This window comes from Streptomyces sp. NPDC003032 (genome assembly GCF_053591415.1).
Genome location: NZ_JBSFTT010000009.1, coordinates 134,154 through 160,137 on the forward strand (window position 1 = coordinate 134,154; position 25,984 = coordinate 160,137).

The 25,984-nt window shown below is 71.0% G+C and carries 23 protein-coding genes; 16 read left to right on the forward strand and 7 right to left on the reverse strand.

What is annotated here, in order from left to right:
- Positions 1 to 5: 5 nt before the first annotated feature.
- From ACWDZ7_RS15315 to ACWDZ7_RS15330, 4 genes are all read left to right on the forward strand, one after another.
- Complete coding sequence (locus ACWDZ7_RS15315) at positions 6 to 1,397, forward strand: ubiquitin-like domain-containing protein (protein ID WP_451797264.1); 1,392 nt, start codon at positions 6 to 8, stop codon at positions 1,395 to 1,397.
- Between the two features lie 207 nt (positions 1,398 to 1,604).
- Positions 1,605 to 2,471: a 16S rRNA (adenine(1518)-N(6)/adenine(1519)-N(6))-dimethyltransferase RsmA gene (gene rsmA / locus ACWDZ7_RS15320; protein ID WP_451797265.1), complete on the forward strand. Its 867-nt coding sequence runs from the start codon at positions 1,605 to 1,607 to the stop codon at positions 2,469 to 2,471.
- Positions 2,468 to 3,355, forward strand: coding sequence for a 4-(cytidine 5'-diphospho)-2-C-methyl-D-erythritol kinase (locus ACWDZ7_RS15325; protein WP_451797266.1), 888 nt, complete (start codon positions 2,468 to 2,470; stop codon positions 3,353 to 3,355). The genes rsmA and ACWDZ7_RS15325 overlap by 4 nt, the downstream gene beginning before the upstream one ends.
- Positions 3,356 to 3,423: 68 nt before the next feature.
- The gene (locus tag ACWDZ7_RS15330) at positions 3,424 to 4,803 is read left to right on the forward strand and encodes an acyltransferase family protein (protein ID WP_451797267.1); all 1,380 of its coding nucleotides are present in this window, start codon (positions 3,424 to 3,426) and stop codon (positions 4,801 to 4,803) included.
- On the opposite strand, the gene ACWDZ7_RS15335 is transcribed toward ACWDZ7_RS15330, so the two are convergent.
- Positions 4,781 to 5,404, reverse strand: coding sequence for a Uma2 family endonuclease (locus ACWDZ7_RS15335; RefSeq protein ID WP_451797268.1), 624 nt, complete (start codon positions 5,402 to 5,404; stop codon positions 4,781 to 4,783). The genes ACWDZ7_RS15330 and ACWDZ7_RS15335 overlap by 23 nt on opposite strands.
- A 157-nt stretch (positions 5,405 to 5,561) precedes the next feature.
- Between ACWDZ7_RS15335 and ACWDZ7_RS15340 the strand changes: the two genes are divergently transcribed.
- From ACWDZ7_RS15340 to ACWDZ7_RS15375, 8 genes are all read left to right on the forward strand, one after another.
- Positions 5,562 to 7,376, forward strand: a complete 1,815-nt coding sequence (locus ACWDZ7_RS15340; protein WP_451797270.1) for an ABC-F family ATP-binding cassette domain-containing protein — start codon at positions 5,562 to 5,564, stop codon at positions 7,374 to 7,376.
- 156 nt (positions 7,377 to 7,532) lie between these two features.
- Positions 7,533 to 9,338 carry an outer membrane protein assembly factor BamB family protein gene (locus ACWDZ7_RS15345; protein ID WP_451797272.1) on the forward strand — a complete coding sequence of 602 codons (1,806 nt, stop codon included), beginning with the start codon at positions 7,533 to 7,535 and terminating at the stop codon, positions 9,336 to 9,338.
- A 61-nt stretch (positions 9,339 to 9,399) separates the two neighbouring features.
- A complete protein-coding gene (locus ACWDZ7_RS15350; protein ID WP_451797273.1) occupies positions 9,400 to 11,220 on the forward strand; it encodes an outer membrane protein assembly factor BamB family protein in 1,821 nt (606 codons plus the stop codon).
- Between the two features lie 223 nt (positions 11,221 to 11,443).
- Positions 11,444 to 12,175: a helix-turn-helix transcriptional regulator gene (locus ACWDZ7_RS15355; RefSeq protein ID WP_451797275.1), complete on the forward strand. Its 732-nt coding sequence runs from the start codon at positions 11,444 to 11,446 to the stop codon at positions 12,173 to 12,175.
- Positions 12,176 to 12,549: 374 nt separating this feature from the next.
- The gene (galT, locus tag ACWDZ7_RS15360; RefSeq protein WP_451797277.1) at positions 12,550 to 13,611 is read left to right on the forward strand and encodes a galactose-1-phosphate uridylyltransferase; all 1,062 of its coding nucleotides are present in this window, start codon (positions 12,550 to 12,552) and stop codon (positions 13,609 to 13,611) included.
- A complete protein-coding gene (galE, locus tag ACWDZ7_RS15365; protein WP_451797278.1) occupies positions 13,608 to 14,567 on the forward strand; it encodes a UDP-glucose 4-epimerase GalE in 960 nt (319 codons plus the stop codon). Before galT ends, galE begins: the two co-directional genes overlap by 4 nt.
- A 6-nt stretch (positions 14,568 to 14,573) precedes the next feature.
- Complete coding sequence (gene galK, locus ACWDZ7_RS15370) at positions 14,574 to 15,728, forward strand: galactokinase (RefSeq protein WP_451797280.1); 1,155 nt, start codon at positions 14,574 to 14,576, stop codon at positions 15,726 to 15,728.
- Positions 15,729 to 15,843: 115 nt separating this feature from the next.
- Positions 15,844 to 16,191: a DoxX family protein gene (locus ACWDZ7_RS15375; protein WP_451797281.1), complete on the forward strand. Its 348-nt coding sequence runs from the start codon at positions 15,844 to 15,846 to the stop codon at positions 16,189 to 16,191.
- 9 nt (positions 16,192 to 16,200) lie between these two features.
- On the opposite strand, the gene ACWDZ7_RS15380 is transcribed toward ACWDZ7_RS15375, so the two are convergent.
- Positions 16,201 to 16,656 carry a GNAT family N-acetyltransferase gene (locus ACWDZ7_RS15380; protein ID WP_451797282.1) on the reverse strand — a complete coding sequence of 152 codons (456 nt, stop codon included), beginning with the start codon at positions 16,654 to 16,656 and terminating at the stop codon, positions 16,201 to 16,203.
- Positions 16,657 to 16,942: 286 nt separating this feature from the next.
- Between ACWDZ7_RS15380 and ACWDZ7_RS15385 the strand changes: the two genes are divergently transcribed.
- Positions 16,943 to 17,758: a LuxR C-terminal-related transcriptional regulator gene (locus tag ACWDZ7_RS15385; RefSeq protein WP_451797283.1), complete on the forward strand. Its 816-nt coding sequence runs from the start codon at positions 16,943 to 16,945 to the stop codon at positions 17,756 to 17,758.
- On the opposite strand, the gene tamR is transcribed toward ACWDZ7_RS15385, so the two are convergent.
- On the reverse strand, positions 17,717 to 18,214 hold the full coding sequence (gene tamR, locus ACWDZ7_RS15390) for a MarR family transcriptional regulator TamR (protein ID WP_451517989.1): 498 nt from the start codon (positions 18,212 to 18,214) through the stop codon (positions 17,717 to 17,719). The genes ACWDZ7_RS15385 and tamR overlap by 42 nt on opposite strands.
- A 122-nt stretch (positions 18,215 to 18,336) precedes the next feature.
- On the opposite strand from tamR, the gene ACWDZ7_RS15395 reads away from it, so the two are divergent.
- Complete coding sequence (locus tag ACWDZ7_RS15395; RefSeq protein WP_451797285.1) at positions 18,337 to 19,194, forward strand: trans-aconitate 2-methyltransferase; 858 nt, start codon at positions 18,337 to 18,339, stop codon at positions 19,192 to 19,194.
- Complete coding sequence (locus tag ACWDZ7_RS15400) at positions 19,194 to 19,583, forward strand: VOC family protein (protein ID WP_451797287.1); 390 nt, start codon at positions 19,194 to 19,196, stop codon at positions 19,581 to 19,583. Before ACWDZ7_RS15395 ends, ACWDZ7_RS15400 begins: the two co-directional genes overlap by 1 nt.
- Before the next feature lie 165 nt (positions 19,584 to 19,748).
- Here the strand turns inward: ACWDZ7_RS15400 and ACWDZ7_RS15405 are convergent, their stop codons facing one another.
- The gene (locus ACWDZ7_RS15405; RefSeq protein ID WP_451517992.1) at positions 19,749 to 20,435 is read right to left on the reverse strand and encodes a TetR/AcrR family transcriptional regulator; all 687 of its coding nucleotides are present in this window, start codon (positions 20,433 to 20,435) and stop codon (positions 19,749 to 19,751) included.
- Positions 20,432 to 21,439 carry an acyl-CoA desaturase gene (locus ACWDZ7_RS15410; RefSeq protein WP_451797289.1) on the reverse strand — a complete coding sequence of 336 codons (1,008 nt, stop codon included), beginning with the start codon at positions 21,437 to 21,439 and terminating at the stop codon, positions 20,432 to 20,434. The genes ACWDZ7_RS15405 and ACWDZ7_RS15410 overlap by 4 nt, the downstream gene beginning before the upstream one ends.
- 311 nt (positions 21,440 to 21,750) lie before the next feature.
- On the opposite strand from ACWDZ7_RS15410, the gene ppc reads away from it, so the two are divergent.
- Complete coding sequence (gene ppc, locus ACWDZ7_RS15415) at positions 21,751 to 24,507, forward strand: phosphoenolpyruvate carboxylase (RefSeq protein WP_451797290.1); 2,757 nt, start codon at positions 21,751 to 21,753, stop codon at positions 24,505 to 24,507.
- A gap of 44 nt (positions 24,508 to 24,551) precedes the next feature.
- Here ppc and pth read toward each other — a convergent pair whose 3' ends face one another.
- Together pth and ACWDZ7_RS15425 are read right to left on the reverse strand one after the other, a co-directional pair.
- Positions 24,552 to 25,154: an aminoacyl-tRNA hydrolase gene (gene pth / locus ACWDZ7_RS15420; protein WP_451797292.1), complete on the reverse strand. Its 603-nt coding sequence runs from the start codon at positions 25,152 to 25,154 to the stop codon at positions 24,552 to 24,554.
- Between the two features lie 73 nt (positions 25,155 to 25,227).
- Positions 25,228 to 25,818: a 50S ribosomal protein L25/general stress protein Ctc gene (locus ACWDZ7_RS15425; RefSeq protein WP_451797294.1), complete on the reverse strand. Its 591-nt coding sequence runs from the start codon at positions 25,816 to 25,818 to the stop codon at positions 25,228 to 25,230.
- Positions 25,819 to 25,984: the final 166 nt, after the last annotated feature.

The following is a 25,984-nucleotide window of genomic DNA, read 5'->3' on the forward strand; positions in this document are numbered from 1 at the left end:
TCATCGTGAGCAGTTCGCAGTACGAGACGTATGAAGCGCCGTATGCGGCGCCGCATGAAACGGCGTATGAGCCGACCGTCCCGTATGGCCACGCGTACGGCCAGGGATACGGCCACCCGTATGGCCAGGCGTACGGCCAGACGTACGCCCCGCCCGAGTCCCAGGGCGGCTTCCCCCACCCCCGGCAGACGACTACCGCCGCTACCGCCGCTACCGGTGGCGGGCGGGCCGCGGCGCGGCGGGCGGCGCGCCGCAAGGTGTTCAGGGCACCTCCCAGGGACTCCAGACCGGAGCCCCTTGAGCGGTCCGAGGTGTTGCGGCGCCTCGTGCCGCAGGCGCTCGTCGTCGCCTTCCTCGCGGGCGGCACCTCCGCGTTCGTCGCCGACGACAAGACCGTGCGGCTCAACGTCGACGGCGAGCCCCGCACCCTGCACACCTTCGCCGACGACGTCAGTGAACTCCTGGCCGACGAGGGCATCCCCGTCGGCGCCCACGACCTCGTCGCGCCCGCCGCGGGCACCGCCCTGGCCAGCGGCGACGAGATCGCCGTCCGTTACGGCCGGCCGGTCCGGCTCACCCTCGACGGCGAGTGGCGCCAGGTGTGGACGACGGCCCGCACCGTCAACGGCGCCCTGCGCCAGCTCGGGGTGCGCGCGGAGGGCGCGCATGTGTCGGCCTCGCGCAGCCGGCGCATCGGCCGCGCCGGGCTCGACCTCGCCGTCCGCACGGAACGCACCGTCACGGTCATGGCGGACGGGCGGGAGCGGACCATCCGCACGAACGCGGCGACCGTGCGGGAGGCCGTCGAGGAGGCCGGGGTCACGCTGCGGGGGCAGGACACCACGTCGGTGGCGCCCGACAGCTTCCCGCGCGACGGACAGACGGTCACCGTCATGCGGATCACCGGGTCGAAGGAGGTGCGGGAGGAGGCCATCCCCTTCGCCGTGGAGAAGACGCCGGACGCGACACTGTTCCGCGGCACGGAGGTCGTCGTGCAGACCGGACGGCAGGGCGTCCGGCGCATCACGTACGCGGTGCGCACCGTCAACGGCGTCAGGCAGAAGCCGCGGCGGCTCGGCTCCGAGGTGGTGCAGGAGCCCCGCAACCGGATCGTGAAGGTCGGTACGAAGCAGATGCCGTCGTCGGTGGCCGGCGCGGAGGGCCTCGACTGGTCCTCGCTCGCCCGCTGCGAGTCGGGCGGCCGCCCCGGCGCGGTCGACGCCTCGGGCACGTATGGCGGGCTCTACCAGTTCGACACGAGGACATGGCAGAGCATGGGCGGCTCGGGCCGCCCCCAGGACGCCCCACCATCGGAACAGACCTTCCGCGCGAAGAAACTGTACGTCCAGCGAGGCGCGACCCCCTGGCCCCACTGCGGCCGCCGCCTCCACGGCTAACCCCCCGAACCGCCATCCGCGGGGATCCCCGCCCCTACGCCCACGCACCAACGCGGGGCAGCCCACCCCCCGCCCCTACGCCCACGCACCAACGCGGGGCAAACGGGTGGGTGGGTGGGAGACATCCGCCGCGAAGCGGCGGGACAGGCGCCGCAGGCGAGACCGCACGAGGCCCAGGGGCCAGTCACAGCACCGTAACCTGGTGCGGTGAGCACTGAGCACGGCGCCCTCCTCGGCCCCGCCGACATCCGCGAACTGGCCGCTGCCCTGGGCGTACGCCCCACCAAGCAGCGCGGCCAGAACTTCGTCATCGACGCCAACACCGTACGGCGCATCGTCCGCACCGCGGGGGTAGGTCCGGACGACGTCGTCGTCGAGGTGGGCCCGGGCCTCGGGTCCCTGACCCTGGCCCTGCTGGAGAGCGCCGCCCACGTCACGGCCGTGGAGATCGACGACGTACTCGCCGCCGCGCTGCCCGCGACCATCGAGGCCCGCCTCCCCCAGAAGACCGGCTCCTTCGCACTGGTGCACAGCGACGCCATGCTCGTGGGCGAGCTGCCCGGCCCCGCCCCGACCGCCCTGGTCGCGAATCTCCCGTACAACGTCGCCGTACCCGTACTGCTGCACATGCTCGCCACCTTCCCGACCATCGAGCGCACGCTCGTGATGGTGCAGGCCGAGGTCGCCGACCGGCTCGCCGCCGCACCGGGCTCGAAGGTGTACGGCGTACCGTCCGTGAAGGCCAACTGGTACGCCGAGGTGAAGCGCGCCGGCTCCATCGGCCGCAACGTCTTCTGGCCCGCCCCGAACGTCGACTCGGGTCTCGTCTCGCTGGTGCGCCGCACCGAGCCGGTGCGGACCAGCGCCTCGAAGCGCGAGGTGTTCGCGGTCGTCGACGCCGCCTTCGCGCAGCGCAGGAAGACGCTGCGGGCCGCCCTGTCCGGCTGGGCGGGTTCCGCGGCCGCCGCGGAGGCCGCCCTGGTCGCCGCCGGGGTCTCGCCCCAGGCACGCGGCGAGGCGCTGACCGTGGAGGAGTTCGCCCGCATCGCCGAGCACAAGGAGGCCGCCGCGTGAGCGTGACGGTACGGGTTCCCGCGAAGGTCAACGTCCAGCTCGCGGTGGGCGCCGCACGCGCCGACGGCTTCCACGACCTGGCCAACGTCTTCCTCGCCGTGGGCCTCTACGACGAGGTCACGGTCACGCCCGCCGACGGGCTCCGGATCACCTGCGAGGGCCCCGGCTCCGACCAAGTACCGCTGGACCGCGCGAACCTGGCCGCCCGCGCCGCCGAACTCCTCGCCGCCCGGTACGGCATCTCCCCCGACGTCCACCTCCACATCGCCAAGGACATCCCCGTGGCGGGCGGCATGGCGGGCGGCAGCGCGGACGGCGCGGGCGCGCTCGTGGCGTGCGACGCGCTGTGGGGCACGGGGGCCTCCCGCGAGGAGCTGCTGGACATCTGCGCCGAGTTGGGCAGTGATGTGCCGTTCAGCCTGGTGGGCGGCGCCGCGCTCGGCACCGGGCGCGGCGAGAGGCTTCAGCCGCTGGAGGTCGGGGGCGACTTCCACTGGGTCTTCGCCGTCGCCGACGGAGGGCTCTCCACACCGGCCGTGTACCGCGAGTTCGACCGGCTCACCCCGGCCGCCCCCGCCCCCGAGGCGTCCCCCGCACTGCTCGCCGCCCTGCGCAAGGGCGACGTCGAGGCCCTCGCCGCCACGGTCACCAACGACCTCCAGCCGGCCGCCCTCTCCCTCTTCCCCTCACTCCACGACACCCTCGCGGCCGGCACCGCGGCGGGCGCCCTCGCCGCGCTGGTCTCCGGCTCCGGCCCGACAACGGCGTTCCTCACGGCCGAGGCCGCCTCCGCACGCGAGGTGGCCGACGCGCTGACGGCCTCCGGCACCTGCCGCACGGCACGCGTGGCGCAGTCGCCCGCTCCGGGCGCCACGCTGCTCTGAGTACTCAGACGCGAATCTGAGTACGGGCACGCTGACGCGCGGACGGCGCGGCGCGCGACCGTACGTCCATGGGATCAAGCGTTCGCGAACTGGCCGAGAAGACGCCCTCCGGGCGTGACCGGTACATCGACCTGCTGCGGGTCGCCTCGCTGGGCACGGTCGTCCTCGGGCACTGGCTGATGGCGGCCGTGACCGTCGGCGAAGACGGCCGCGCCGAGGTCGGCAACCTCCTCGCCGTCGTGCCGGAGCTGCAACTCCTCACCTGGGCGATGCAGATCATGCCGGTGTTCTTCTTCGTCGGCGGCTTCTCGCACGCACTGTCGTACCGCTCACTGAGCCGCAGGTCCGAGGGCGGACCCGAGGGCGGACCCGAGGGCGGATCGATCTACTCCGCCTTCCTCCGGGCGCGCCTCCAGAGGCTGCTGCGCCCCACCATGGTGTTCATAGGGGTGTGGGGCGCGGGCGCGCTGGTCCTGCAGCTCCTCGGTCAGGGCGGCGGCCTCCTCGACATCGCACTCCGCCTGGTCGCCCAGCCGCTGTGGTTCATCGGCATCTATCTGGCGATGGTCGCCTTCACGCCGCCGCTGCTGCGGCTGCACGAGCGGTGGGGCTGGGGCGCGTTCGGCGCGCTCGTGGCGGCGGCGGGCGCGGTGGACGTGGCGCGCTTCGCACTGGACGTGCCCTACGTCGAGTTCCTGAACTTCGCCTTCGTCTGGCTCGCGGTGCACCAGCTCGGCTTCCTGCGCGCGGACGGCCGACTGCGGCTCCCGTACGTCCTGGCGGGCGCGGGCCTGGCGGGCGCCTCGCTCCTGGTCGCCCTCGGCCCCTATCCCCTCTCCATGGTCGGCATGCCCGGCGAGCGCGTCTCGAACATGGCACCGCCCACCTTCGTCCTGCTCTGCCACGGCCTGTGGCTGGTCGGCGCGGTGGAACTGCTGCGGGGCCCGGCGACGCGTTGGCTGGCGAGGCCGCGGGTGTGGCGCGGCGTGGTGGCGGCGAACGGCATCTCCATGACGGCGTTCCTGTGGCACCTGACGGCGATGCTCGGCGTGTACGGGATGATGCTCGCCCTCGACGTCCCGCTCCCGGAGCCAGCGAGCGCCGCGTGGTGGGCGCAGGTGCCGCTGCGGATGGCGCTGGCGGCGGCCTTGACGGCGGCGCTCGTGGCGGCCTTCCGTCGCTTCGAACGCCCCGGCGCGGCGAGGGAGGCCGGTACGCCGGGAGCCGCCTCCGGCCCGACCGCGGCCCTTGGCGTCACCCTCTGCCTCTTCGGGGTGCTCGGCCTGTCGATGGTCGGCTTCGGGGGCCTGTTGGAGGGGCGTACGGCGATGCTGATCGCCGTCCATGTGACGGCACCGGCGGCGGTGGCGATGGCGCTGGCGGGGTGGCTGCTGGTGGAGCGGGCGGGGCGGGGCGCCGCCGTCCTCACAGGTCGTCGATGCCCTTGAGGTCGATGTCGATGTCGAAGGGCACGGAGACCTTGAGGCGGTCGTGATAGATGCCGGTCAGGGCGTACGTACCGGACACCGTGCCGAGTTCGTAGACCTGGACGACAGGGTGATCGTCCTGGCCCGCCATCTCCACCAGCCAGAAGTGGCGGATACCGGCAGCGGCGTACTTGAGCGGCTTGGCGTCCCGGTCGCGTGCCTCCGAGTCGGGGGAGACGACTTCCACGGCAAGAAGGACGTCGGCGGCGGGGAAGGACGTCTGATCGCGGCTCTTGACGGCTTCCTTGCGGACGACGGAGATGTCCGGCTCGGGGCCGTTGCGACGGTCGAGGACGACGGTCATCTCCCGACTCACCCGCATCTCCGTCGGCACGCTGCTGCGGAGCCCGTTCACCAGCAGATCGATGGCGAGGCTGTGGAACAGGCGTGGCGGACTCACGAAGATCAAGCTCCCGTCGATCAACTCAGTGTGCGGCGGGAGGTCGGGCAGCGTGTGCAGGTCGTCCACGGTCCAGCCCTCCGGCGGCGGCACCGGCCATCGGGGCCCGGACACCGGCTCGGAGATCTCGGAAATCGGCTCGGCGGTCATGGTTCCTCCCATGGCCGGGATTCTTCGGCCTGCGTCTCCACGGTAGCCGCGCTTTCCTCGAACCGTCATCACAAAGCGTGAGCGAGCCGGTACCCGCAGAGAGGCCGACGGCCCGTCCCCGCGGGCGACTACGCTGGAGGATCGATCGTCCCCCCTCTCAGGAGCGTTAATGGCCGTCAATCTGGTCAATGTCGAGGCAGTCAGCAAGGTGTACGGCACCCGTGCCCTGCTCGACGGCGTCTCACTCGGCGTGTCCGAGGGGGACCGGATCGGCGTCGTGGGGCGCAACGGCGACGGGAAGACCACCCTGATCCGGATGCTCGCCAAGCTGGAGGACGCGGACACCGGGCGCGTCACGCACAGCGGAGGGCTGCGGCTCGGCGTGCTGACGCAGCACGACTCCCTCGACCCGGAGGCAACCGTCCGGCACGAGGTCATCGGTGACCTCGCCGACCACGAGTGGGCGGGCAGCGCCAAGATCAGGGACGTGCTGACGGGGCTCTTCGGCGGGCTCGACCTGCCGGGCTTCCCGCAGGGACTTGAGACCGTCATCGGTCCGCTCTCCGGCGGCGAGCGGCGCCGCATCGCGCTCGCCAAGCTGCTCATCGCCGAGCCGGACCTGATCGTCCTCGACGAGCCGACCAACCACCTCGACGTGGAGGGCATCGCCTGGCTGGCCGAGCATCTGCGGACGCGGCGCTCGGCGCTGGTCTGCGTGACGCACGACCGGTGGTTCCTCGACCAGGTGTGCACCCGCATGTGGGACGTGCAGCGCGGGTCCGTCTTCGAGTACGAGGGCGGGTACTCCGATTACGTCTTCGCCCGCGCCGAGCGTGAGCGCATCGCCGCCACCGAGGAGACCAAGCGGCAGAACCTGATGCGCAAGGAGCTGGCGTGGCTGCGCCGCGGCGCCCCGGCCCGCACCAGCAAGCCGAAGTTCCGCATCGAGGCGGCCAACGAGCTGATCGCGGACGTGCCGCCGCCGCGGGACACCAGCGAGCTGATGAAGTTCGCGACGACGCGGCTCGGCAGGACCGTATTCGATCTTGAGGATGTCTCGGTCCAGGCCGGGCCCAAGCTGCTGCTGAAGCATCTGACCTGGCACCTCGGTCCCGGTGACCGCATCGGTCTGGTCGGTGTGAACGGCGCGGGCAAGACCTCGCTGCTCCGCGCCATGGCCGACGCGGCGCGCAGCGAGGGTGAGGTGCAGCCCGCCGCCGGGAAGGTGGTCGTCGGCAAGACCGTGAAGTTGGCCTACCTGTCGCAGGAGGTCGCCGAGCTGAAGCCGACGCTGCGCGTGCTGGAGGCGGTGCAGCAGGTGCGTGAGCGCGTCGACCTCGGCAAGGGCCGGGAGATGACCGCGGGCCAGCTCTGCGAGACGTTCGGGTTCAACAAGGACAAGCAGTGGACGCCGGTCGGTGATCTGTCCGGCGGTGAGCGGCGCAGGCTGCAGCTGCTGCGGCTGCTGATGGACGAGCCGAACGTCCTCTTCCTCGACGAGCCGACGAACGACCTGGACATCGAGACGCTGACGCAGCTGGAAGACGTACTCGACGGGTGGCCGGGGTCCATGGTCGTGATCTCCCACGACCGGTTCTTCGTCGAGCGGACCACGGACAAGGTCTTCGCGCTCCTGGGCGACGCCACCATGCGGATGCTGCCGCGCGGCATCGACGAGTATCTGGAGCGGCGTCGGCGGATGGCCGAAACCGCCACCGCGTCGGCCCCTTCTCCCGCCCCCGCGCGGAGCGACGCGGCGAAGACGGTGTCCGCCGCGGATGCCCGCGCCGCGAAGAAGGAACTGCAGAAGGTCGAGCGGCAGTTGGACAAGGTGTCCGAAAAGGAGTCCAAGCTGCACGCCCAAATCGCTGATAACTCCACAGACTTCGAGAAGGTGGCCAAATGGGACGCCCAGCTCCGTGAACTGATCGGCGAGCGCGAGGCGTTGGAGATGCGCTGGCTGGAGCTGGCGGAGGACGCGTAGAGCTACCGTGGAGCTCGCGTAACGGACGCATCACGGGCCGGTCCTCCCTTGGGAACAGGGGCAGGACCGGCCCCGTCCTGTACGGCATCAGGGTGATAGAAAGGCTGATCTGAGCACCATTTGGCGTGCCGAAAATCAGTGAAGGGGGAAGCGCTGATGACTCAGCCGCCCAACCAGCCGCCGCACGGCGGTTTCGGAGCTCCGCAGGATCCACCACCGGGGCCCCAGCAGCCACCGCCGGGGCAGCCGCAGCCGGGGTACGGATATCCGCAGACCCCGCCGCCGCCCACGGCCGACAATCCGTACGCGCAGCCGCCGCAGCCCGGCCCGTACGGAAACCAGCCACAGCAGCCCGGCCCGTACGGAAGTCAGCCACCGCAGTCCGGCCCCTACGGAAGTCAGCCACCGCAGCCCGGCCCCTACGGCCAGCCGCAGCAGCCCGGCCCCTACGGAGCCCAGCCCCAGTACGGGTACCCGCAGCAGCCGCCGGCGCGGCCGCAGTTCCCCGGGGGCCCCGGCGCCCCCGGCGGCGGCAACGGCGGCAAGCGCAAGAAGCTTCTGGTGATCGCCGTCGCGGCCGTGGCCGCGCTGCTCGTCGCGGGTGGTGTCACCTGGGCCGTCGTCGGCGGTGACGACGAGGGCGAGAAGAAGCCCGAGGCGAAGGAGAAGGATCCCAAGCCCTCCGTATCCGCTCCCGTCAACCCCGGCACCGGCGACGGCGACGGCAACGAAGGCAAGGAAGACCTCAACGAAGGCCGCCGGCCCGGCGAGGCGAAGGTCCTCTGGTACAAGGAGGCGCCCAAGGTGCCCGGTTCCGGCGGCGACGCCCCGGGCATGTGGGTCGAGGGCGACACCGTGGTCAAGGCCGCGTACAAGGAGCTGTACGCCTACAACGCGCAGAGCGGCGACGCCGCTTGGAAGCCGATCGAGTTCCCGCAGAAGATCTGCGCCGCGACGCCGACCGCCACCGACGACGGCAAGATCGTCGTCGCGTACAAGGACGGCACCAAGAGCAGCGCCAAGTGCAACCAGCTCCAGGTCATCGATCTGAAGACCGGCGGCAAGGGCTGGGGCAAGCCGGTCAAGGAGGAGGGCCTCTTCGACTTCTCCATGCAGAGCCACCTGGTCCTCGTCGGCGATGTGCTGATGGTCGGCCGCGACCAGTCCGGCACGGCGCTGCGGATGAGCGACGGCAAGAAGCTCTTCGTCGCGAAGAAGAAGGACGAGGGCACCTGCTTCCCCAGCGGGTTCGCCGGCGGTGACGGCAAGCTCCTGATGGCGCTGTCCTGCGGCGCAAGCACTCCCACCGAGCACGACGAGCTGCAGGAGCTCGACACGGAGACCGGCAAGGCCCTGTGGACCAAGAAGTTCCCCAAGGGCTGGCGCGTCGGCAAGGTCTACGGCACGAGCCCCACGATCGTCTACCTCCGCAACGAGGACAAGAAGAAGTGGAACATCTCGGTGCTGAAGGAGAAGAGCGACACGACCCGTTCCGAGGTCAGCTCCAAGGACAACTTCGCCCCCGAGTGCGGCACTTCGGTTCTCGACAACGCACTGGGCGGCTGCCTGGGCGTGACGAACGACGACAAGTACCTCTACTTGCCGACCGACGACAAGGGCGCCAACGCGATCGTCGCGATCAGCCTCGCCACCGGCAAGGAGGCCTGGCGCACCAAGTCACCGCTGGACGAGCGGATACTCCCGATGAAGATCGAGAACGGTGAGCTGATCGCGTACGTCGAGCCGTCGTACGACTCCGGCGGCCGCGTCGTCTCCATCGCCACGTCCGGCTCCCACAAGCCCAAGACCCTTCTGCAGCACCCGAAGGGCACATCGCAGATCGAGAGCGGCTTCTACTCGAAGGACGTCGACTACGTGGACGGGCGCTTCTACATCTCGACCACCAGCTTGACGGGCAGCACCGCCGGCCAGGCGAAGTTGATGCTCGCCTACGGCAAGTGACCGTCCCCGCCGCCCCGTTCACCCTCTCGTCCCTCAGCGTCCCCAAGGAATAGACGACGTCATGACCCAGCCGCCCCAGCCCCCGCAGCAGCCGCCGAACGAGCCCCCGCAGGGCGGCTTCGGCGCGCCCCAGGAACCCCCGGCCGGTGGTTTCGGCGCCCCGCAGGCCCCGCAGACACCGCCGCCCGCGATGCCCCCGGCACCTCCGGGACAGCCTCCGCAGGCCCCGCCGCCCGCGCCCCCGGCGGGCTACGGCTACCCCCAGGCACCCCAGCCCCCGCAGAGCTACGGCTACCCGACGCAGCCCGCCCAGCCGCAGTACCAGCAGCCCGCGTACCAGCAGCAGCCCGCGTACCAGCAGGGCTACCAGCAGCCGCCCACCATGCCGATGCAGCCGCAGCCCGGCGGCTCCGGCCCCGGTGGCGGCAAGAAGTTCAGCGGCCAGATGGCGATCATCGTCGCGGCGGTCGTCGCGATCGCGCTGATCGTCGGTGGCGGTGTGCTGTACGCGTCCTCGTCGAAGGACGACGACTCCAAGAACACCGCGCAGGACTCCGACGGCAAGGGCGGCGGCAAGAAGGGCAAGGGCGGCGGGGGCGGCGACACCCCGACCGACGCGGGCCCGGCCAAGGAGAAGGCCCCGGCCGACCCGTCGGCCAAGGTGGTCATGCAGCTGCCCCAGCCGGAGATCCCCAAGGACCAGATCTGGCAGGCCACCGGTTCGCTGCTGACCGACGACACCTACGTCAAGTCGGGCATCAACGAACTGAACGGCTACGACCCGGACACCGGCAAGGAGAAGTGGTCGATCCCGCTCTCCGGTCAGACGTGCGCCATGTCGCGGGAGACCACCGAGGACGGCATCGCGGCGATCGTCACCGAGGAGGCCAAGCGGAACAAGAAGGGTGACTACGAGCAGTGCACCAACGTTTCCGCGGTTGACCTGAAGTCCGGCAAGAAGCTCTGGACGGAGAGCGTCGACACCAACGGCGTGAAGGCGACGTTCAAGGAAGTCACCATCTCCGGCACCACGATCGCCGCCGGCGCGGGCACCAGCAGCGGCGGCGCCGCCTGGGACGTGACCGGCAAGTCCCTGTGGACGCCGAAGGTCGGCAAGTGCGAGGACGTCGGCTACGCCGGCGGCGACCAGCTGGTCGCGGTCCGCAAGTGCGGCACGTACGGCGACGAGCAGCTGAAGGTCCAGCTCCTGGACCCGAAGACCGGCGACGACAAGTGGACGTACCCGCTCGCCGACGGCATCGACAACGCCAAGATCATCTCGACGAACCCGGTCGTCTTCGGCCAGGACACCACCGAGATCACGGCGAGCGGCGCCACCGACGTCTTCTCCCTCGGCAGCAACGGCAAGCTGCGCGCCAAGATCTCGCTGGAGGACGGCAAGTACGACCACGACTGCGGCGTCAACGTGGTCAACGAGTGCAGGGCGATCACGGTCGGCAACGACCGGCTGTACGTCCCGACCCGCCAGCACGACGGCAGCGGCGAGAGCTACAACCGTACGAACGAGATCGTCTCCTTCTCGCTGGCCACCGGCAAGTCCACCAGCGACCGCGCCACCGCGGGCGACAACGGCGAGATCTTCCCGATCCGCATGGACGGCGGCAACGTCCTCGCGTACAAGGCGCACGGCTACCAGAAGGGCGCGCAGGTCGTCTCGCTCGACGGCAAGACGATGAAGGAGACCAAGCTCCTGGAGACCCCCTCGTCCGAGGCGGTCACCGACGCGGTCAGCGGCATGGTCCCGAAGTCGAACGAACTCCTCTACTCCGAAGGGCGCCTGTTCCTCGGCAAGAAGCTGCTGAGCAAGCCCTACTCGAAGGACGAGAAGGACTACGTGGCGCTCGGTTTCGTCGCGAAGTAGTCACAGGTTCCCAGGTCCACGCAGGGCGGCCGTCCCCTCGAAAGAGCACGAGGGGGCGGCCGCCGTCGTCGTCACGCCCGCCCGTACTCCCCACCGCCCCCGAAGGGTCTGGATTTCGGCATTCCGGGCCGCTTCTGGTGGGTAGGGGGCGCGCAACGTCGAACAAGCGTGTAGCTTCCGGAAGATGGAGGGCCGGGGGGCCTGCGGGAACTGGGGGGTTTCTATGGGTGTGCGGCTCATGGTGGTCGACGACCACCGACTGCTCGCCGAGGCACTCGCCTCGGCGCTGAAGCTGCGCGGGCACCGGGTGCTCGCCGCGGCCGCGCCCGCGGCGGGCGCGGCCGAGCTGGTGATCAGCAGAGCGCCCGAGGTCTGCCTCCTGGGCACGGCCACTCCCGCCGAACCGGGCATGTTCGACCCGGTGGTGAAGATCAAGCGGGAGCGGCCGCAGGTGCAGGTCCTGGTGCTCGGTCCGGTGCCGAGCCCGCGCGGGATCGCCGCGGCCTTCGCCGCCGGCGCCTCCGGATACGTACGTCATGACGAGCGCATCGAAGGAGTGGAGCGCGCCATCATGAAGGCGCGCGCCGGGGAGGCCGCCGTCGCGCCGCAGCTGCTGCAAGGCGCCTTCAGCGAGCTGCTGAATCCGGCCGCGCAACCCGACGACGAGGGGCAGCGCCTGCTGCAGATGCTCACGCCGCGCGAGGTCGAGGTCCTGGTGCGGGTGGCGGACGGCGAGGACACCCGGCTGATCGCGGCCGGGATGGGGATCGCCCCGAGCACGGCGCGTACGCACGTACAGCGGGTGCTGATGAAGCTGGGCGTCGGCTCACGCCTGGAGGCCGCCGCGCTCGCCGCGCGCACGGGCCTCCTGGACCGCGCCGAGCGCCCCGTGTCGGCGTACGCGGAGCCCGGCGACGACGCGGACACGGGGACGGGGTCCGAGCCACCGCGGTGAACCCGGGCCCCGTCCGGAGGCGGTGATCCCGGTGATCGTCACGATGATTCCGTAGACGACGGACAGGCCGCCGATGATCCGCGTGCAGTTCGGGCAGTTCAGGCATGTCTTTGGTCCTGGCCCGCGATGAGTATCGCGGCGAACGCGAAGAGCGCGGAGCCAGCAGGTGCGCGGACCTGTCGAACCGCTGGAGCAGGAACTCCGGGACGGAGTGGAGCTCGCTGCGGTAGTAGAAGGGCATCACGACCAGGCCCAGGAAGACCATGGTCTCTCGGCCAGGGTCTGTGTGGGGGCTGCGGGCATTGACGAAGCTGTTTGCTTGTGCTTTGTTATGTTCGGTTCTGTTGGGTAGTAGGTGGTGAGGAGCCCCGGACGTGAAGAAGACCTCGACCCGTCTCGCCGACGGTCGTGAGCTCATCTACTACGACGTACGCGACGACGCGGTCCGTGACGCCGTCGACCGGCGCCCGCTCCGGCCCGTCTCCACGACGTCGGAGATCCGCGAGGACCGCCTGATGGGCGACGCCGTGGCCATCGCCTCGCACCGCCAGGGCCGCACCTACCACCCGCCGGCCGACGAGTGCCCCCTGTGCCCGTCCGCCGGGGACCGGCTCAGCGAGATTCCCGACGTTTCCTACGACGTCGCGGTCTTCGAGAACCGCTTCCCCTCCCTCGCGGGCGACGCGGGCCGCTGCGAGGTCGTCTGCTTCACCTCCGACCACGCCGCGTCCTTCGCGGACCTCACGCCCGAGCAGGCCGGACTCGTCCTGGAGGCCTGGACCGACCGGACCGCCGAGCTGTCCCATCTGCCCTCCGTGCGGCAGGTGTTCTGCTTCGAGAACCGCGGCGCCGAGATCGGCGTGACGCTCGGCCACCCGCACGGGCAGATCTACGCCTATCCGTTCGTCACCCCGCGCACCGAGCTGATGCTGCGCTCGCTCGCCGCGTTCAAGGAGGCGTCGGGCGGCCACAACCTCTTCGACGACATCGTCGCCAAGGAGAGCGCGGACGAGCGGGTCGTCCTGGACGGCGAGCACTGGGTGGCGTTCGTGCCCCACGCCGCGCACTGGCCCTACGAAGTGCACCTCTACCCCAAGCGCCGCGTGCCGGACCTGCTCGGGCTCGACGAGGGCGCGCGCACGGAGTTCCCACAGATCTATCTGGAACTCTTGAGGCGCTTCGACCGGATCTTCGGCCGGACGGAGAACCCGACTCCGTACATCGCGGCCTGGCACCAGGCGCCCTTCGGCGGCCTGGAGGGACACGACGGCATCAACCGGGACGACTTCGCCCTCCACCTCGAACTTTTCACGATTCGCCGCACTTCGGGCAAGCTGAAGTTCCTCGCGGGTTCCGAATCCGGCATGAGCGTGTTCATCAACGACGTGCCGCCGGAAGCCGCGGCCGAGCGACTGCGAGAGGTAGCGAGTTCATGAGCGGTAAGTACCTGGTCACCGGTGGAGCGGGCTATGTCGGAAGCGTGGTGGCCCAGCACCTGATCGAGGCCGGGCATCAGGTGACGGTCCTCGACAACCTCTCGACCGGCTTCCGCGAAGGCGTCCCCGCAGGCGCCGCCTTCATCGAGGGCGACATCCGCGATGCCGCCAAGTGGCTGGACCCCTCCTTCGACGCCGTCCTGCACTTCGCCGCCTTCTCCCAGGTCGGCGAGTCCGTCGCCAAGCCCGAGAAGTACTGGGACAACAACGTCGGCGGCACCATGGCACTGCTCGCCGCCATGCGCGACGCGGACGTGCGCAGGCTCGTCTTCTCCTCCACCGCCGCGACCTACGGCGAGCCCGTCAGCACCCCCATCACGGAGAGCGACCCGACCGCCCCCACCTCCCCGTACGGCGCCTCGAAGCTCGCCGTCGACCACATGATCACCGGCGAGGCCGGCGCCCACGGCCTGGCCGCCGTCTCGCTGCGCTACTTCAACGTCGCGGGCGCGTACGGCGAGTTCGGCGAGCGCCACGACCCCGAGTCGCACCTCATCCCGCTGGTCCTCCAGGTCGCCCAGGGCAGGCGCGAGGCGATCAGCGTCTACGGCGACGACTACCCCACCGATGACGGCACCTGCGTACGCGACTACATCCACGTCGCCGACCTCGCCCAGGCCCACCTCCTCGCCGTCGAGGCCGCCACCCCCGGCGAGCACCTCATCTGCAACCTCGGCAACGGCAACGGCTTCTCCGTCCGCCAGGTCATCGAGACCGTCCGCCAGGTCACCGGGCACCCCATCCCCGAGGTGATGGCCCCGCGCCGCGACGGCGACCCGGCGGTGCTCGTCGCCTCCGCCGCCACCGCGCGCGAGAAGCTCGGCTGGCACCCGTCCCGCGCGGACCTCGCGGGAATCGTCGCCGACGCCTGGGCCTTCGCCCAGCGAAAGGGGTAACAGCGCATGGCCACGGCATCCGAAGTCGCCGCGCAGTTCCAGGAGTTGTACGGGTACGAGCCCGACGGCGTCTGGTCGGCCCCCGGCCGCGTCAACCTCATCGGCGAGTACACGGACCTCAACGAAGGCTTCGTGATGCCGCTGGCCCTCCCGCACACCGCGGTCGCCGCCGTCGCCCGGCGCGCCGACGGCGTCCTGCGGCTGCACTCCGCCGACGTCGACACCCCGCTCGCCGAACTGCGCGTCGACGAGCTGACCCCGCTCTCCGACGGAGGCTGGGCCGCCTACCCCGCCGGGGTCGTCTGGGCGCTGCGGGACGCCGGGCACCCCGTCACCGGCGCCGACCTGCACCTGGCCTCCACCGTACCGACGGGCGCGGGCCTGTCGTCCTCGGCCGCCCTGGAGGTCGTCACCGCGCTCGCCCTCGACGAACTGTTCGGGCTCGGCCTCACCCGGCCCGGACTCGCCGTCCTCGCCCAGCGCGCCGAGAACGCCTTCGTCGGCGTGCCCTGCGGCGTCATGGACCAGACGGCATCGGCGTGCTGCACCGACGGCCACGCCCTGCACCTGGACTGCCGCGACCTGTCCATAACACAGGTCCCCTTCGACCTCGCGGCCCAGGGGCTGCGGCTCCTCGTCGTCGACACCCGGGTGAAGCACGCGCTCGGCGACGGCGCCTACGCGGAGCGCCGCGCCGGGTGCGAGGCGGGCGCGCGGGCCCTCGGAGTCAGCCACCTGCGCGACATCTCGTACGAGGAACTGCCGCAGGTGCTCGGGAAAGTGCCGGACGAAAAGGTCCGCCGCTACGTACGCCACATCGTCTCCGACAATCACCGCGTCGAGCAGGTCATCGGCCTCCTCGACGCGGGTGACGTCCGCGCGATCGGCCCCGTCCTCACCGACGGCCACGCCTCGCTCCGTGACGACCTGCGCATCTCCTGCCCGGAGTTGGACCTGGTGGTGAGCGCCGCGAACACGGCGGGCGCGCTCGGCGCCCGGATGACCGGCGGCGGCTTCGGCGGCTCGGCGATCGTACTGGTGGAGACCGGGGACGCCGACGCGGTGACCAAGTCGGTCCTGGAGGCCTTCGCCGCGGCGGGCTTCACGGCGCCGCGCGTGTTCCCGGCGGTGGCGTCGGCGGGGGCGCGCCGGGAAAAGTAGCGACCAGTTCTGCCGAGCGGTCACATTCGCCCGGAGCGGATCGTCATGGCAGTGAACAACCCCCCGGCCGGGGCGTCACCGCGCTCCGCCGCCTGCCTGATGAGGAGCATCTCTGATGTCCACCGCTCACGTCGTCGTCACGCTCCTGGCCGCCGCGATGGTCGGCTTCTCGGCCGCCTCGGTCTTCCTGGGCTCCAAGTGGGTCCTTGAGCCCATGGGCGACTACGGCATCCCCATGACGTGGCTGCCCTGGCTCGGCGCCGCCAAGGCCGCGGGCGCCGCGGGTCTGCTCGCAGGCCTGTTCGTGCCGTTCGTCGGGGTCGCCGCCGGGATCGCTCTGGTCCTGTACTTCACCGGGGCCGTCGTCACCGTGGTGCGGGCCCGCTGGTACGCGCACATCCCCTTCCCCCTGATCTACGCGGCACCGGTGATCGGCGCCCTCGCCCTGGGCCTCGCGGCCTGAACCGGCCCGTCAGCCAAGCCGCTTGGTGAGCGTGAACTCCTTGACGCCCTCCGGGTAGTCGGGGATCACGCACACCAGCTCGTACCCCCGGTTCCGGTAGAAGCCCGGCGCCTGGAAGTCCCACGTCTCCACCCGCGACGCCCCGCAGCCACGCTCCTCGCGGGCCACGCGCTCCGCCTCCCCGAGCAGCCGGGATCCGAGGCCCGCACCGCGATGACATCCGTCGACCCAGAGGTGGTTCACATGCAGCCAGCCACCCCAGGTGTGCGCGGCGAGCCCGGCCGCGAGGCCGTCCGCCTCGTCCAACACCCAGAGCGCGAGCGGGACTTCCTGGTCCGCGGCCGTGCCGCGCAGGGCGCTTAGCTCGGGGGACGCCGCCGTGTTCGCCTCGGTGAGCCGTGAACGAAGCTGAGCCAGCCGCTCCTTGTCGACTCCTGTCTCCATACGAAACATACGGCTCACCATAAACGCGCCGGGCAATCAGTTCTGCAAATCACCTTCCGCTCCCGGCGTCCGGCCCTACTCTGAAGAACAGTGCCGGTGGGGGCCGGCGCCGATCAGGGGGCGAGACAGTCGGGTACGACGCCCGGCATGGGGGTGGCGGTGCACGCGCGGCGGCGGCCGTGCGGCTGCGTCGATCCCTGTTCCGGGCGCCGTGCCCGCGCCGATCGTTCTCCGACGGTTCGTTCTCCGACGGTATTCGACGGGGGTATCCCCTGCTCCTTCGGGGAGCGCGGGGAAGGGGGTTTCTGTGGTTCGCATTCGAGTTCTGGTCGTGGACGACCATCGCATCTTCGCCGAGTCGCTGGCGGCCGCGCTGGCGGCCGAGCCCGATGTGGAGGTGTCGGCGGCCGGCAGCGGCCCCGCTGCGCTGCGCTGCCTGGAGCGGTCGGTCGCCGAAGGACGCAGATACGACGTGCTGCTCGTCGACGCGGACCTCGGCGCCACCGCGAGCGCCCTCCAGGGCACCCGCCCCCAAGCTCTCGGCTTCGCTCGGGCAGGGGGGACCCCCACCGCGGTCCCCGTCCAGGACGGCAACGCCGACGGGCTCGTCGACGGCATCTCCCTGGTCGCGGGCGTCCGTACGGGCCAGCCCGCCGTGCGCACCGTCGTGCTCGCCGAGAAGGACGACCCGCGCCGCGCGGCCCTCGCGCTGCAGGCGGGCGCCTCGGGCTGGGTCGCCAAGGACTGCTCGCTCTCCCGCCTCCTCACGGTCATCCGAGGCGTGCTGCGGGACGAGACGCATCTGCCGCCCGCCCTGCTCACCGGCGTCCTGCGCGAGCTGACGGCGGCCCGCAAGCACCGCACCGAGTCCGAGCGGCTTGTGGAGTCCCTGACCCCGCGCGAGCGCGAGGTGCTGCGCTGCATGGTGGCGGGCCTGGGCAGGAAGGCCGTCGCCGAGCGTCTCTTCCTCTCCCCGCACACGGTGCGTACGCATATGCAGAACGTGCTCGGGAAGCTGGGCGTCCACTCGACCCTGGCGGCGGTCGCCCTGGCCCGGCGCGCGGGCGTCGGCCCGGTCGACCTAGCCGGGGATGTTGTCGAACGGGGCGGTCAACTGGCGTAGCAGGCCCGCCAGTTCACCGCGCTGGGCGCGGGACAGCTCACCGAGGATCGCCCGCTCCTGCTCAAGGAGGCCGGCCAGGGCCTGGTCCGCGCGGTCCTGGCCCTCGGTGGTGAGCCGCACGAGCACGCCCCGCCGGTCGCTCGGGTCGGGCAGGCGCTCGACGAGGCCCTTCTTCGCGAGGCGGTCGATGCGGTTCGTCATCGTGCCGGACGTCACCAGGGTCTGCGTCAGGAGCTGGCCGGGGGAGAGCTGATAGGGGGCGCCCGCGCGGCGCAGTGACGTCAGGACGTCGAACTCCCACGGCTCCAGTTGGTGCTCGGAGAACGCGAGTCTGCGGGCCCGGTCCAGATGGCGCGCGAGTCTGCTGACGCGGGAGAGTACTTCAAGTGGTTCCACGTCGAGGTCCGGGCGCTCCCTGCGCCACGCCGCGACCAGTCGATCGACCTCGTCCTCCATGACGATCAGTGTAGGGGGTCTGTCGACGTGAAGTCTCTTGACGTCAAGATACTTAGGGGTGAGGATGCGGAGGCAGCGCGTCGCGTGGAGCGCGTACGCCGCCGTTTCCGAGGAGGCCCTTCATGCCCGCACCCGCATCCAACGCCGAAGTCGCGGCCGATGCCGGCTGGGATCCGCTTCAGTACCTGCGCCACTGCGACCACCGGGCCCGGCCCTTCCTCGACCTGCTGAGCCGCGTCCCCGACCCGCCCGCCGCCGAGGACCGCCCGCCGCGCATCGCCGACCTCGGCTGCGGGCCCGGCAACGTCACGCGGCTGCTCGCGCGGCGGTGGCCCACCGCGCACATCACCGGCTATGACAACTCCCGGCAGATGCTCGCCGAGGCCGAGCGGTACGCGGGGCCCACGGAGGGCGGCGGGCGCCTGGACTTCGCCGCCGCCGACGCGAGGGAGTGGGCGCCGGCCCCGGGCACGTACGACCTGATCCTCTCCAACGCGACGCTCCAGTGGGTGCCGGGCCACCCGGCCTCCTTCCCCGCCTGGACCGCCGCGCTCGCCCCCGGCGGCACCCTCGCCTTCCAGGTTCCCGGCAACTTCGACGCCCCCAGCCACGTCCTGATGCGGGAGCTGAGCGAGTCCGCGCGGTGGCGGGGACGCCTGGGCGGGCGCCTGCGGCACGGGGACGCGGTGCTGACGCCCGGGGCGTACCTGGAGCGGCTCGCGGGGCTCGGCTGCGAGGTCGACGCCTGGGAGACGACGTACCTCCACCTCCTGGCGGGCGAGGACCCCGTCCTGGACTGGGTCAAGGGCACGGGCCTACGTCCTGTCCTCACCGCCCTCGCGGACGACCCGGAGGCGACGGAGGCGTTCCTCGCCGAGTACCGGGCCCTCCTGCGCGAGGCCTACCCGGCGACCGCCGGCCACGGCACGGTCTTCCCCTTCCGGCGGGTGTTCGCGGTGGCGCGTAAGGGCGGTGCCTGATGCTCACGTCCGTCGACCACGTCCAACTGGCCGCCCCGCCGGGCAGCGAACCGGTCCTGCGTACGTACTACGTCGACGTGCTCGGCATGACGGAGACGCCCAAGCCGCCCGCGCTCGGGGCGCGCGGCGGCTGCTGGTTCCAGGCGGGCGGCGTACGCCTCCACCTGGGCATCGAGGAGGACTTCATCCCGGCCCGCAAGGCCCACCCGGGGCTGCTCGTGCGGAACATAGAGGCGTACGCGGACCGGCTGGCCGCGCGCGGCGCCGAGGTCACCTGGGACGGGAACCTGCCGGGGCACCGGCGGTTCTACTCGCGGGACCCCGTCGGGAACCGGCTGGAGTTTCTGGAACGGCTGCGGGCCGCTACGGAACCGTTTCCCCCGGCGTGATCCCCTGCCCCGCCGCTCCGCGGCGGATGTTTCCCACCCACCCACCCGTTTGCCCCGGGTCGGCGCCCACTGTGGGCGGTGCGCCCAGTGCTGAGCGTGCCCGAGGCGTCACCGCGTACCGGGAAGCGGGGGCCGTCAAGTCGGCCCAAGGCGCTCCGCCCGGCGTCAGTTCTTCCGGTGGCCTATCAGCCGCGGCTTCGGCTCCAGGCCGTCCAGGCCGTGCCATGCCAGGTTGACGAGATGCGCCGCCACCTCCGCCTTCTTCGGCTTGCGGACGTCCAGCCACCACTGGCCCGTCAGCGCGACCATGCCGACCAGCGCCTGCGCGTACAGCGGCGCCAGTTTCTGGTCGAAGCCGCGGCCCTTGAACTCCTGGCCCAGGATGTCCTCCACCTGCGTCGCGATGTCGGAGATCAGGGACGCGAAGGTGCCCGTGGACTGTGCCACCGGCGAGTCGCGGACCAGGATGCGGAAGCCGTCCGTATACGTCTCGATGTAGTCGAGGAGGGCGAACGCGGCCTGTTCGAGGAGTTCCCGGGGATGCCCGGCGGTGAGCGCGCTCGTCACCATGTCCAGGAGCTGACGCATCTCCCGGTCCACCACCACCGCGTACAGCCCCTCCTTGCCGCCGAAGTGCTCGTACACCACCGGCTTGGAAACCCCGGCCTTCGCCGCGATCTCCTCCACCGACGTGCCCTCGAAGCCCTTCGCGGCGAAGAGCGTGCGGCCGATGTCCAGCAACTGCTCCCGGCGCTCGGCACCCGTCATCCGGGTCCGGCGGGTACGCCGGGGCTGCTTCTCTTTGCCGGCAGGGCTGGGATTGCTGGAGTCGGTCGCCACGTCGTCCATCATGCCGCGTCAGCGGCCTGCGGCCGTCGGCGGGAGTCGATGCGTGACTTCGACGGCCACCGCACGTCGTACGCCCAGCCGAGCCGCTCGCACCAGCGGATGATCCGCGCGGAGGAGTCGACCTGGCCCCTCATGACGCCGTGCCGCGCCGACGTCGGGTCGGCGTGGTGGAGGTTGTGCCAGGACTCGCCGCAGGACAGCACCGCGAGCCACCACACGTTGCCCGAACGGTCACGGGACTTGAAGGGCCGCTTGCCGACCGCGTGGCAGATGGAGTTGATCGACCAGGTCACGTGGTGCAGCAGCGCCACACGGACCAGCGAACCCCAGAAGAACGCCGTGAAGGCGCCCCACCAGGACATCGTCACCAGGCCGCCGACCAGCGGCGGGATGGCGAGCGAGACGATCGTCCAGAACAGGAACTGCCGCGAGATGCGGCGGATCGTCGGGTCCTTGACCAGGTCCGGCGCGTACTTCTCCTGCGACGTCCGCTCCTCGTCGAACATCCAGCCGATGTGCGCCCACCACAGGCCCTTCATCAGGGCGGGCACCGTCTCACCGAAACGCCAGGGGGAGTGCGGGTCCCCCTCCGCGTCGGAGAACTTGTGGTGCTTGCGGTGGTCGGCCACCCAGCGCACGACCGGACCCTCCACGGCCATCGAACCGGCGACCGCCAGCGCGATCCGCAGCGGCCGCTTCGCCTTGAAGGCGCCGTGCGTGAAGTAGCGGTGGAAGCCGATCGTGATGCCGTGACAGCCCAGGTAGTACATGAAGACGAGCAGGCCGAGGTCCAGCCAGCTCACGCCCCACCCCCAGGCCAGCGGCACCGCCGCGAGCAGGGCGAGGAACGGGACGACGATGAACAGGAGCAGCGTCAGCTGTTCGAGCGAACGCTTCTTCTCACCGCCCAGCGTCGCGGGCGGCAGGGCCCCGGCGGGGCCCGCTCCCTGTGCGGGAGCGTCGTCGATCACATCGGTCTCGGAGGGCGCATCGGAAGTTGTCGTCATGGGCACGTCCCCTGTGGGGTCGAGGGTTGGGGTGGAAGAGGGTGCACGGGCACGGCTGCGCAAGAGCGCTGTGACCGCGGCTGCCAGTTCCGCCACGACACACGCGTTTCCCGCCTTCCCTACGGTTCCGTAACCTACGGCGTCGTAAGTATGGCAGCGAGGAGCGTCTCGGCAAGTGGCCGAAACTTCCCCGCCGCGGAGTGACACCTATCCTTGGAGACGGTCGGACAGCGCGGTCCGCTCTGTATCTCCCCGGATCCTTACCGGGACCCCTCCCAGACGTGCTTCAAACACTGCAAGGAGCCGCACCTGTGAGCAGTGCCGACGACCAGGGCCGCCAGGCCACCAGTACAGCCAGCAGCGAGCTGCGCGCCGACATCCGCCGCCTCGGCGACCTGCTGGGCGAGACCCTCGTACGCCAGGAGGGTCCCGAGCTCCTCGAACTGGTCGAGAAGGTCCGCCGCCTGACGCGCGAGGACGGCGAGGCCGCCGCCAAGCTGCTCGGCGGCACCGAACTGGAGACCGCGGCCAAGCTGGTCCGCGCCTTCTCCACCTACTTCCATCTGGCGAACGTCACCGAGCAGGTCCACCGCGGCCGCGAGCTGCGCGCCCGCCGCGCCGCCGAGGGCGGGCTGCTCGCCCGCACCGCGGACCGCCTCAAGGACGCCGACCCCGAACACCTGCGCCAGACCGTGCGGCACCTGAACGTGCGGCCCGTCTTCACCGCGCACCCCACCGAGGCCGCCCGCCGCTCGGTCCTGAACAAGCTCCGCCGCGTCGCCGAGCTCCTGGAGACCCCGGTCATCGAGTCCGACCGGCGCCGCCACGACATCCGCCTGGCCGAGAACATCGACCTGGTGTGGCAGACCGACGAGCTGCGCGTCGTACGCCCCGAACCCGCCGACGAGGCCCGCAACGCCATCTACTACCTCGACGAGCTGCACGCCGGCGCCGTCGGGGACGTACTGGAAGACCTCACCGCGGAGCTGGAGCGCGTCGGCGTCGAGCTGCCCGAAGGCACCCGGCCGCTCAGCTTCGGCACCTGGATCGGCGGCGACCGCGACGGCAACCCCAATGTGACGCCCGCCGTCACCTGGGACGTCCTGATCCTCCAGCACGAGCACGGCATCAACGACGCGCTCGACCTGATCGACGAGCTGCGCGGTTTCCTCTCCAACTCCATCCGCTACACCGGGGCCACCGACGAGCTGAAGGCCTCCCTCCAGGCAGACCTGGAGCGGCTCCCCGAGATCAGCCCCCGCTACAAGCGGCTCAACGCCGAGGAGCCCTACCGCCTCAAGGCCACCTGCATCCGGCAGAAGCTGGAGAACACCAAGCAGCGCCTCGCCAAGGGCACCGCCCACGTCCCGGGCCGCGACTACCTCGGCACGAGCGAGCTGCTCGACGACCTCACGCTCATCCAGACCTCCCTGCGCGAGCACAAGGGCGCCCTCTTCGCCGAGGGCCGGATGAACCGCACCATCCGCACGCTGGCCGCCTTCGGCCTCCAGCTCGCCACCATGGACGTACGCGAGCACGCCGACGCCCACCACCACGCGCTCGGCCAGCTCTTCGACCGCCTCGGCGAGGAATCCTGGCGCTACGCGGACATGCCCCGCGAGTACCGCCGGAAGCTGCTCGCCAAGGAGCTGCGCTCACGGCGTCCGCTCGGCCCGCAGCCCGCCCCGCTGGACGCGGCGGGCGAGAAGACCCTCGGCGTCTTCCTCACCGTCAAGAAGGCCCTCGAAGTCTTCGGACCCGAGGTCATCGAGTCGTACATCATCTCGATGTGCCAGGGCGCCGACGACGTCTTCGCCGCCGCCGTCCTCGCCCGCGAGGCCGGTCTCGTCGATCTGCACGCCGGCTGGGCCAAGATCGGGATCGTGCCGCTCCTGGAGACCACCGACGAGCTGCGCGCCGCCGACGTCATCCTCGACGAGATGCTCGCCGACCCCTCCTACCGCAAGCTCGTCTCGCTCCGCGGCGACGTGCAGGAGGTCATGCTCGGCTACTCGGACTCCTCCAAGTTCGGCGGCATCACCACCAGCCAGTGGGAGATCCACCGCGCCCAGCGGCGGCTGCGTGACGTCGCGCACCGCTACGGGGTCAGGCTCCGCCTGTTCCACGGCCGCGGCGGCACCGTCGGCCGCGGCGGCGGCCCCTCCCACGACGCGATCCTCGCCCAGCCCTGGGGCACCCTGGAGGGCGAGATCAAGGTGACCGAGCAGGGCGAGGTCATCTCCGACAAGTACCTCGTGCCGTCACTGGCCCGCGAGAACCTCGAACTGACCGTCGCCGCCACGCTCCAGGCATCCGCCCTGCACACCGCGCCGCGCCAGTCCGACGAGGCCCTCGCCCGCTGGGACGCGGCCATGGACGTCGTCTCCGACGCCGCCCACTCCGCCTACCGGCGCCTGGTCGAGGACCCCGACCTGCCCGCGTACTTCTTCGCCTCCACGCCGGTCGACCAGCTCGCCGACCTGCACCTGGGTTCCAGGCCGTCCAGGCGGCCCGACTCCGGCGCCGGACTGGACGGGCTGCGCGCCATTCCGTGGGTCTTCGGCTGGACCCAGTCGCGGCAGATCGTGCCCGGCTGGTTCGGCGTCGGCTCCGGCCTCAAGGCGCTCCGCGAGGCGGGCCTGCGGCAGAGCGGCGCCACCGTGCTCGACGAGATGCACGAGCACTGGCACTTCTTCCAGAACTTCCTCTCGAACGTCGAGATGACCCTGGCCAAGACCGACCTGCGCATCGCACGGCACTACGTCGACACGCTCGTCCCCGACGAGCTCAAGCACGTCTTCGCCACGATCGAGGAAGAGCACGAGCTGACCGTCCGCGAGGTTCTGCGGATCACCGGCGGGGACGAACTCCTCGGCTCCCACCAGGCGCTCCGGCAGACCTTCGCGATCCGCGACGCCTATCTGGACCCGATCTCGTACCTCCAGGTCGCCCTGCTGAAGCGGCAGCGCGACGCCTCCGCGGCGGGCGTGGAGCCGGATCCGCTGCTCGGGCGGGCGCTGCTGCTCACCGTCAACGGGGTGGCGGCGGGCCTGCGCAACACGGGCTGACGCACCCTTCGGGGCGCTCCTGACGGGGCGCCCCTTACGGGGCTCTAGGAGTTGTACGTGCTCTGCGCCCGCTCAAGGCCCTCGATGATCAGCGCCTCGACCGCGTCGGTCGCCCGGTCCACGAAGTAGTCCAGCTCCTTGCGCTCCGTCGACGAGAAGTCCTTCAGTACGAAGTCCGCGACCTGCATCCGGCCCGGCGGACGCCCGATGCCGAACCGCACCCGGTGGTAGTCGGGGCCCATCGCCTTCGTCATCGACTTCAGACCGTTGTGGCCGTTGTCGCCGCCGCCCAGCTTCAGCCGCAGCGTGCCGTAGTCGATGTCCAGCTCGTCGTGGACCGCGACGATGTGCTCCGTCGGCACCTTGTAGAAGTCGCGCAGCGCCGTCACGGGGCCGCCCGAGACGTTCATGTACGACATGGGCTTCACGAGGATCACCCGACGGCTCGCCGGACCCGGCGCCCCGATCCGGCCCTCGACCACCTGAGCCTGCGCCTTCGCGGCCCGCTTGAACTTGGCGCCCATGCGCCGCGCGAGCAGGTCGGCCACCATGAAGCCCACATTGTGCCGGTTCATGGCGTAATCGGGGCCCGGATTGCCGAGGCCCGCGATCAGCCAAGGGGCGTTGGCGTCGGTCGTCACGTGCATGTCTCCTTCATACGCGGCAGCCGCCGCCCCCGGAGGGAGCGGCGGCTGCCGTGCCGGATGTACGTCGCGAGGATCAGGCCTCGGTGGACGCGGCCTCGGCACCCTCGGCCGGGGCCTCCTCGGCCTGCGCGGACAGGACCTGCAGGACCACGGCGTCGCCGTCGATGGCCAGCGTGGAACCGGCGGGCAGCGGGATGTCCTTGGCGAGGATGGACGCGCCGGAGTCCAGGCCCGCGATGGAGACGGTGACCTCGGTCGGGATGTGCGTGGCCTCGGCCTCGACCGGCAGCGTGTTCAGGACGTGCTCGAGAAGGTTGCTGCCCGGGGCCAGCTCGCCCTCGGTGTGGACCGGGATCTCGACCGTGACCTTCTCGCCGCTGCGCACGAGGAGCAGGTCGACGTGCTTCAGGATGCCCTGACGCATGGCGTCACGCTGCACGGCCTTCGGGATGGCCAGCTGGGTCTTGCCGTCGACGTCCAGGGAGATCAGGACGTTCGGGGTACGCAGGGCCATGAGCAGCTCGTGGCCCGGCAGCGACAGGTGGACCGGGTCGGCGCCGTGGCCGTAGAGGACGCCGGGAACCTTGTTCTCGCGGCGGATGCGGCGCGAAGCGCCCTTGCCGAACTCCGAGCGGGTCTCGGCGGAGATCTTGACCTCGGACATGTGCACTCCTCGTACAACAGGTGTCGGATGGGGTTACCCGGCCATACGACTGGCCTGCTACGAAGAGCGCGTCGATAACGGACCGCCGCACACAAGTGCGGCCTCCCTCGCCGAGCAACTCAGTGAGTCTACCCGGCGGGGAGGCCGCTCCAGAAATCGATCTTCC